Below are 7,632 nucleotides of genomic sequence, written 5' to 3' on the forward strand. Positions count from 1 at the left end.
TTTCAGCTCATCATATGCAAGCCCTTATCCCCAGCCGTCGAGGGAGACTTCCGGACCATCCATGAGGTAGCGGTGGATGGCACTCGCGGTTGTGCTCACGAAATCAGCAGGGATGGCATCGGTGTCGATCCAGCAAACTTGGGCGTGCTTGCTTGGCTCGCGATTCTCGGGCTCGCCGACCCACTCGTGAGCCGCGAAGACGACGGTGAGGAAGCCGTTGGGGGCTTCGACACCCCAGGCTCCGTGGATGATGTGGGCGACCTTGAGGGACTCGGGCTTCACGGTGAGGCCCGTCTCCTCGTAGAGCTCGCGGACCGCGGTCTCCGTGATGGGTTCGCCCGGTTCGCTCTTGCCGACCGGGAGGTCCCACATGCCCTGGGCGAACTTGGCGTTCTCGCTGCGTTGGAGGAGGACGACGCGGTTCGTGGCCTTGTCGTGGACGATGACGGCGGCGACCAGCAGGGTCATGGATTCGAGGGCCGGCTTGAGCGCCTTCGGTTGGGCGTCGGTCTGCTGGGCCACGGGGTTCCCTTCGTTGGGCGGGTTGTTGGGCATGTTAGGCGAGGGCTTCGCGGGCTCGGCGGGCGAGATCGGCCGCGCCAGGGACTCGCCGGTGCTGGTAGACCGCGAGGGTGGAGCGGATCGAGGAGATGGCCTTGCGCGTCCGGTCGGAGGTCATGCCCTCCATGAGGATCAGGGCCTGGGTCCAGGCGGCGACGGCTTCGTCGGCGCGGGCCTGGACGGCGAGGCTGTCGCCGAGGTCGGCGTGGGTGAGAGCGTGGACGCGCTTGTACTTCACGGGGTCCCAGCGGGTGAGGGCGTCGCGGTGCTGCTGCTCGGTGCCGATGTGGTCGGCGAGATCGGTCAGGGTACGGGCGGTGTGGCTGGCCACGGTGCCGGCGGCGGGGCCGCTCACGCGGGAGTAGCTGGGCTGCGGGGCGTCGTCGCGTAGGAGGGCATCCTCGGCGGCAAGCAGGGCGCGTGCGGCTGATGCGCTCTCCTCCGTGGCCGCGTAGGCGCGGGCATGTGTGATGTGGAGGAGAGCTTCCGTCTGGCCGTCGACGTGGCCGAGGCCCAGGCGTAGGGCGCCTTCGACGAGATCGACGCAGTGATGGGGCTGTTTGAGGCTCAGCGCCTGGTGGGCGAGGGCGCGCATCATCCAGGCGGCGTGGCCTTGGGGGTCGGCTTCGCAGGCGAGCTGGTAGCCGACCTGGTAGTAGCGCTGGGCGGCGCCTTCCTGACCGAGGTCGTGGTGCTTCCATCCGGCCAGGTAGGCGAGTTCGGCGACGGCTCCGAAGGCGGCCCGGCGTAAGACTTCGCTGGGGAAGCGTCCGCGCAGCATAGGGGCGGCGGTGTCGGCGAGGTAGGCGCAGACGGTGGTCAGACCGTGCCCGCCGCCGAGGCGTTCGTCGGCGGCGCTGAAGGCGGTGGTGATCTGGCGTACGACGTCCACGTCCTCCGCGCCGACGAGGGACGTGCCGGTGCGGGCGCGGAGCATGCGGGCGGTGGCTTCGTGGTCGTGGCTGAGGGGCATGGCGACGCCGGCGGTGGTGAAGGCTGCGATGGCGAGGAAGCGGCGGCGTTCGACGTCGGCGCGGCCCAGGTCGGTGACGGCGAGGACCGGATCGGCCTCCGCCGGCTCTTCGGCATCACCGGCATACAGACCGATCTCGGTCCGGGTGATCGGGCGTCCTGCTCGCCGGGACAGCGCCTCGGCCAGGTACTGACCCACCTGCCCTGACGGGGCTCGGCTGCCGTTCACCCAGTGCGAGACGGCCGACTTGTTGGTCTGGAGCATCTCGCCGTTCTCGGCGGCCACGCGACGCACGTCCCTCGCGAGCGCCTCGTAGGTGCATCCTGCCGCGCTGATGGCATCCCGCAGACGGGAGTTGGGATCTCTCTGCCCCGCCACGACCACCTCCCCACCGGAGCTGTAAACCGCGTATACCGCTTCAACTGCCCACCACCGTACCCACTGAGCGTGACCAACGGTTCACTTATCAGCAGCCGCCCGGAACGGCGTGACCGTGATCCAGGCTCCCCCTTGGTCCGGGCGGCACCCCGAAGTTCCGTACGCCCATGCCGGGTTCTGGCACTCCTGTGTCCGGACCCGGCCGATCAGAGACGGAGACACGGTGACCACCATCGACACCACGGCCATCACGGTCGAACTGCCCGAGGCGTTCGACCCGCGCTGGAGCCGCCTGCCCGGCATCCAGGTCGACGGCCGGCGCATCACCATCGACCCGGCCGAGTACTTCTTCCGCTTCGAGTCGAACACATGGCTCGTCGCCGACTGGGAGCTGGTCAAGACCCAGCTCCTGGACGTGAACGAGACGACCGAGAGTGCGGTCGAGCAGCTCGCGCTCGACTTCAATAAGCACCACGGCGAGTCCACGTCCGACGCGGCCCGCGTGCTGGCCACCGCGTACGAGGTGTACGCGTACCTGTTCCGCGAGGAGCACCTCGCCGGCCTCGGTCTCCCGCGGATCACCGCCGACCACCTGCGGATGCTCCGTGAGGCGGCCACGCTGATGGCGCTCAACAAGGTCGAGCTGGACGGGCGCATCTCCAACGTCGGTCCGTGCTGGTTCTTCCCCGCCGCCACCTCCGTCGTCTTCGACCTGGACGACGAGATGGGCGGGATGCTCGACGAGGTGTACCACGGTGCCTGGTTCAACGAGCACCGGCGCATCGAGTCGATCAAGGCCCACGCCGCGCTCGGGGGACGGCTCGTGCACGGCTGCCAGTCCGTGCCGGACCAGTCCGGGGGAGTGGTCGCGCCCTACGGTGCCGCGATGGCCAGGTTCCGTGACGACCTCGCCGCGTTCAAGGCGGGCTGGATCGAGCAGGTCTACGCCCACCGCGTGAACCCCGCCGCGTAACCCACCCGATCAGGCTCCGGGGCGGGCCGGCCTCCCTCGCCCGCCCCGGACGCCACTATCCCTCGGAGCCCTCACATGACCACGAACCCCAGCGCCGAACTCCTCGACAACCTGCTCACCGCGACCGGCCAGCCCGCTGCCCGACGGGAGGAGGTGCGGGTGTGGTCCATGTCCGGCGTCGAGCGCGTCACCTTCCCCGACGGCTCCACGGCCATCTTCAAGTACGCCAAGAAGCCCTTCGACAGCGAGGACCAGGCCCTTCGCCTGGCCCGCACCCTTGGCGTCCCCGTGCCCCAGCTCCACACCTCCGCCGTTCTCGACGCCTGGCTCGGCATGCTCATGGAAGACCTCGGGCCGTCCGCCCGCGATGCTGACGACCTCGACGGCGTCGCTGCGGCTGTGGTCCTGCACAGCACCCGTACGGCTTCCGCCCTGCCGGTTCTCGACCAGGAGCGGCTGCGTACGCTGCCCGTCCGAGCGCTGGAGCACCTCGACCGGCTACGCAAGGCCGACCGATGGCAGGACGCCGACGACGTCGAGGATGCTCTCGACCGGATTGCCCAGGCCGCCGAGGTCCGCTCGGCCGGAGCGACGCTGGCGCCCTTCGGATGGGTGCACTCGGAGTTTCACCCCACCAGCCTGCACGTCGGCGAGCGCGGGTGGAGGCTGCTCGACTTCGCCCGCGCCTTCACCGGCCCCGGCCTGCTGGACCTCGCTAGCTGGCACGGGACCATCGAGCCCCCGCATCCCCTGCGGCTGCGCGTCTTCCTGGAGCAGTACGTCGTTGCCGGAGGCACCCCGGACGCGCTCACCCCACGCGGCGGGCTGACCGCCGAGAACTGGGCCCTGGGCTGGCACCGCATGTGGGCCGTGGAGTGGTTCATGGAGCAGTCGGTTCGCTGGATCAACGACCCGGCCACCGACCCCGGCTACATCAAGGTCGTCCGCCGACACCTCACCGACGTGCTCCACCTCCTGGAGATCTGACGTGCTCGCCCAGACCTCGCCGTGGTACGCCCATGCCATCCAGCGCACCGCCGCCGAGCTCGCCGAACCTCTGGCGGTACCCGCCCGGATGGAATGGACCACGAGACCCTGCCTGGGCCCCGCCGCCGAGATCCTCGGCCCGGACCTGCGCGGCAAGCGACTCCTGGAACTCGGCTGCGGCCCCGGCCACAACGCCGCCCACCTCGCCACGCGCCACGGTGCTCACGTCACCGGCGTCGACTTCGTCGGCCTCCAGGTCCGCCGCGCCCGCTCCCACTACGGACGACTGAACAACCTCACCTTCGTCGCTGGGCACGCCCTGCACTACCTGCACGCCTCCGACGAGCAGTTCGACGCGATCTTCTCCGTCTTCGGTGCCGTGGGGCTCGTCGCCCCCGAGCTCCTTCTGTCGGCTATCGCCCAGCGCCTCAAGCCCGGTCGGGTGCTCGCCTTCTCCGTTCCCCACCCGCAGCGCGGCGGTCGCATCGCTTCCAGCGATGACCGCCCTCGCCGCGACTTCGTCACCCTGCCAGACCGCACCCGTCTTCCCATCGCCCGCTGGGAGTTCGACGCCTACCGCTGGGAGCGGCACCTCAGCCGGACCGGCTTCCGCCTCACCTCCGCACAGGAGTTCCACGACCTGCGCATGAGCCGCTCGCCCGCCACTCTGCTGATCCGCGCCCACAGGCTCTGACCGCTGGAGGAACCGATGCGCCCGCCCTACCTGCTCCTCGATGTCGACGGCGTCCTCATACCCTTCCCCGACGCGAACGGCGCGACCCCGGCCACCCACACTCGCCACGACGTAATCCCCGAAGGCCGGAACGCCGACAACCCGGTCACGGTCTGGCTCAACCCCGAGCACGGCCGCCTTCTCATGGACGTCATCCGCACCGGGCTGTTCACCCCGGTCTGGTGCACCAGTTGGCGGCAGGACGCCGTCACTCTCATCGGTCCTCTCCTGGGTCTGCCAGACCTGCCGTATGTCGACCTCCCACGCCCACAGATCACCACCAGCCACCCCAACGGCTACCTGTGGAAGCGCGATCACGTCGATACGTGGCTGGACGGCGCCCCCGCTGTCTGGATCGACGACGACTTCACAAACCTCGACCACGCCTGGGCAGCGGGGCGCACCGCACAAGGAAAGGAGACCCTCCTTCTGCAACCCGACCCTTACCTCGGGCTGCAACCGGAGCACCTGGTAGAGGTCACGAGATGGGCACCTTCCGTTGTTCCCAGCCTGCGCTGCCAAGCCCGAACTGATCCCTACTCTCTCCACGGCCGCACTTGCTGCTGCACCGGTTGTCCGGCTCCAGTGCATCGGTGAGGACGGGGGTGACCTCGCCGAGGGAGCTGGTAGTAGCCCGTCGACACGGCCACGAACAGCACTGCATCCGGAGCCGGAAGTTGTTATGGGTGAAATATGCCAGAGCGAACTGGCGCGCAGGGGGCGCGCGTCCTCAACTTTGCACCTACGGGACAGAGTTGAGGATTGACAGTTGCTGTGAACGGCCTTCACTCTTGACCGGTAAATGTGAATGCCGTTCACGGGGAGATGTCATGGGAGGCACACCCGAGGCGGAGGACCAGCTCGTCGGACTGTTCGAAGTGGCGGAGATGGCGGGGGTCGGCCGGACGGCTGTCGCGAACTGGCGGACCCGCGACAAGCGCTTCCCCGTTCCCATCGCAGACCTTCGTAGCGGTCCGGTCTTCCGGGCAAGTCAGATTCGGCGCTACCTCAAGCAGAGGAAGAAGCACATGGCTAAGGCTCATGTCATCGCGACCATCAATCTGAAGGGGGGCGTGGGGAAGACCACCACCACGGCCGGTCTCGCGGAGTTCCTCTCGGCGGAGTTCAATAAGAGAGTCCTGGTGATTGACCTCGACCCGCAGACGAACTTGACGACGGTCCTGATCGGGGAGAAAAAGTGGGAGGAACTAAACGACGACGGTTATACTTTGGCAACCCTTTTCAAGGACGCCCTCCGGCCTGAGGGGGAACCTCCGGAGTTCGATCTGGAGAAGACGCTCCAGCGCAACGTGTCTCCGGTAGACGCGGTCACCAAGGTGGATCTTCTGCCCTCTTCGCTGGACCTCATCGACGTCCAGGACCGCTTGGCCTCCATGTCGTCCGGACGCTTCTACAGCAATAATCCGACTGATCTTCTGCGTAAGGCAGTTTGGAAGATCATCGATGACTACGACTACGTCCTCGTCGACTGCCCACCGAACCTCGGAATCGTCACTCTGAATGGCTTGCGCATCTCCGACGGGTATATCATCCCCACGATTCCGGACGTCCTCTCGACGTATGGAATTCCTCAGATTCAGCGGCATGTCAAGGCGTTCGCCGACGACAATGCGCAACCGATCGCGGAGATCGGAATTGTCGTGACTAAGTTTAGGGCGGCTTCAACTGTGCACAGGAACACGGTGCTCAGGCTCGAAGCCGACGAGGAACTCCCGGAGGTGCTGCAGACATACATTCCCGAGCGAGACTCCATCGCTGGCTCGGCGGAGTTCGTCGACCGCAGTACTCTGCGGCAGAAGTATGGCTATCAGGGGGAGTACAAGGCCTTCCGTTCCATGACGGAGGAGTTCATCGAGCTGGTCGAGGAGAAGGCGTGAGCGAGCAGAACGACAACGAAACCGCGATCGTGGATGGTGACATCTCGGACGAAGGGGGCCCTGGTCGGCAGGACGACGGCTCGCTCTTGCAGGCTCAGGCCACGGAGGCCGCAGAAGCTCTCCTGAAGCTGGGAGCGTCAGACCCGGACCTGGCAGGAACCCTCGCGTGTGTCCTTAGCGTGGTGGCCGCCGAAGCCGCGCGTACGACTCGTTTCGCTCGGGCGCTGAGCAGGGCCCTAGCCCCTTCCGAGCCGCTCGTCGCATCCCGCTCGGCTGAACGCCCGCGGCGTAGCAGCCGACGGGCCCCTGGTGTGATCGATCCGTTCGCAGTTTTCGCCGAAGTCAGCGAAGTGGGACTTCGCTCACGTCTGGGCGAACTAACCCTCGAACAACTCCGGGACATCATCGCGGAACATGGGATGGACCATGACCGCCTGGCGATGAAATGGAAAGATCCACAGCGCGTCATCGACCGCATTGTGGAGCGTGTCGAATCACGGACTGCGAAGGGAGCTGCCTTCCGGGGACGGCCGGAGCAGTCCACCGAGCCACGCGGCGCTGGCAGTGGTCCGAAGATCGAGGACTCACCGGCGTGAGGTGAGGGTGCGTGGAGTCCCTTGGCGCTGATCCGCAAGGACGCCGAACTTGATGGTGGCATTCTTGACGGTTAGCTCACGAACAGAGCGGGTTTCGTAACCTACATAGCCGAGCTATTGCAGCCCGTCAGTGTTGAGGCGATGCAGATACTTCCGCAAGAAGTACCGAGTCGTGTCGATGTTGGCGATCTGGTCCTTATGACTGAAGCGGCTGTCCGCCCACGACGTCTTTCCCGACGAGTCGTAGATCAGTTGGCCGCCGGCGATCCGGTATGTGCGGAATTCACTGTAGTTCTTCTGGCTGGTTTCCGTACGAGCCGTGAAGCCCTCATTCTGCTCCAACAGTTGCTGGACCACCGCTACGGTGAGCCGCATGAAAATGCTCCTTATGTCAGCGTTGGCGACCCAAAGCCGGGCCACCGTTGGTTCCGTGCGCAACCCGACGTCGTTATAAACTTGATCGCGCCAGTACCTCGCGATCGAGGCCGGTGTCAGCCCTCGCCCGGTGGTGCCCTCCGCTCGCGGAGGGCACC

At 66.7% G+C, this 7,632-nt stretch carries 9 protein-coding genes; 6 read left to right on the top strand and 3 right to left on the bottom strand.

Features of this window, described 5'->3' with window-relative positions; all coding sequences use genetic code 11:
• Positions 1-24 precede the first annotated feature (24 nt).
• Positions 25-555 (bottom strand): NUDIX domain-containing protein, encoded by a 531-nt coding sequence (locus QMK30_RS11200; RefSeq protein ID WP_283517271.1) that lies wholly within the window; start codon positions 553-555, stop codon positions 25-27.
• 1 nt (position 556) lies between these two features.
• Positions 557-1,912, bottom strand: coding sequence for an NsdA family TPR-like regulatory protein (locus QMK30_RS11205; RefSeq protein ID WP_283517272.1), 1,356 nt, complete (start codon positions 1,910-1,912; stop codon positions 557-559).
• A 223-nt stretch (positions 1,913-2,135) separates the two neighbouring features.
• Between QMK30_RS11205 and QMK30_RS11210 the strand changes: the two genes are divergently transcribed.
• The 6 genes from QMK30_RS11210 (at position 2,136) to QMK30_RS11235 (ending at position 7,099) form a co-directional block, all read left to right on the top strand.
• Complete coding sequence (locus QMK30_RS11210) at positions 2,136-2,885, top strand: hypothetical protein (protein WP_283517274.1); 750 nt, start codon at positions 2,136-2,138, stop codon at positions 2,883-2,885.
• A gap of 75 nt (positions 2,886-2,960) precedes the next feature.
• A complete protein-coding gene (locus tag QMK30_RS11215; RefSeq protein ID WP_283517275.1) occupies positions 2,961-3,872 on the top strand; it encodes a phosphotransferase family protein in 912 nt (303 codons plus the stop codon).
• Between the two features lies 1 nt (position 3,873).
• A complete protein-coding gene (locus QMK30_RS11220; protein WP_283517277.1) occupies positions 3,874-4,566 on the top strand; it encodes a class I SAM-dependent methyltransferase in 693 nt (230 codons plus the stop codon).
• Positions 4,567-4,581: 15 nt separating this feature from the next.
• Positions 4,582-5,202, top strand: a complete 621-nt coding sequence (locus tag QMK30_RS11225) for an HAD domain-containing protein (protein ID WP_283517279.1) — start codon at positions 4,582-4,584, stop codon at positions 5,200-5,202.
• Positions 5,203-5,435: 233 nt separating this feature from the next.
• A complete protein-coding gene (locus QMK30_RS11230; RefSeq protein ID WP_283517280.1) occupies positions 5,436-6,503 on the top strand; it encodes a ParA family protein in 1,068 nt (355 codons plus the stop codon).
• Positions 6,500-7,099 carry a hypothetical protein gene (locus QMK30_RS11235; RefSeq protein ID WP_283517282.1) on the top strand — a complete coding sequence of 200 codons (600 nt, stop codon included), beginning with the start codon at positions 6,500-6,502 and terminating at the stop codon, positions 7,097-7,099. Before QMK30_RS11230 ends, QMK30_RS11235 begins: the two co-directional genes overlap by 4 nt.
• Before the next feature lie 114 nt (positions 7,100-7,213).
• On the opposite strand, the gene QMK30_RS11240 is transcribed toward QMK30_RS11235, so the two are convergent.
• Positions 7,214-7,632 (bottom strand): hypothetical protein (locus QMK30_RS11240; protein WP_283517283.1); only part of this gene is annotated, 419 nt, incomplete at its 5' end.

Origin of the sequence: Streptomyces sp. H27-C3, from assembly GCF_030063415.1 — a bacterium.
Classification (GTDB): Bacteria; Actinomycetota; Actinomycetes; order Streptomycetales; family Streptomycetaceae; genus Streptomyces.

Coding starts and splice junctions, on each gene's coding strand:
- QMK30_RS11200 (WP_283517271.1), bottom strand. CDS start 555: ATGCCCAACAACCCGCCCAACGAAGGGAACCCCGTGGCCCAGCAGACC.
- QMK30_RS11215 (WP_283517275.1), top strand. CDS start 2,961: ATGACCACGAACCCCAGCGCCGAACTCCTCGACAACCTGCTCACCGCG.
- QMK30_RS11225 (WP_283517279.1), top strand. CDS start 4,582: ATGCGCCCGCCCTACCTGCTCCTCGATGTCGACGGCGTCCTCATACCC.
- QMK30_RS11230 (WP_283517280.1), top strand. CDS start 5,436: ATGGGAGGCACACCCGAGGCGGAGGACCAGCTCGTCGGACTGTTCGAA.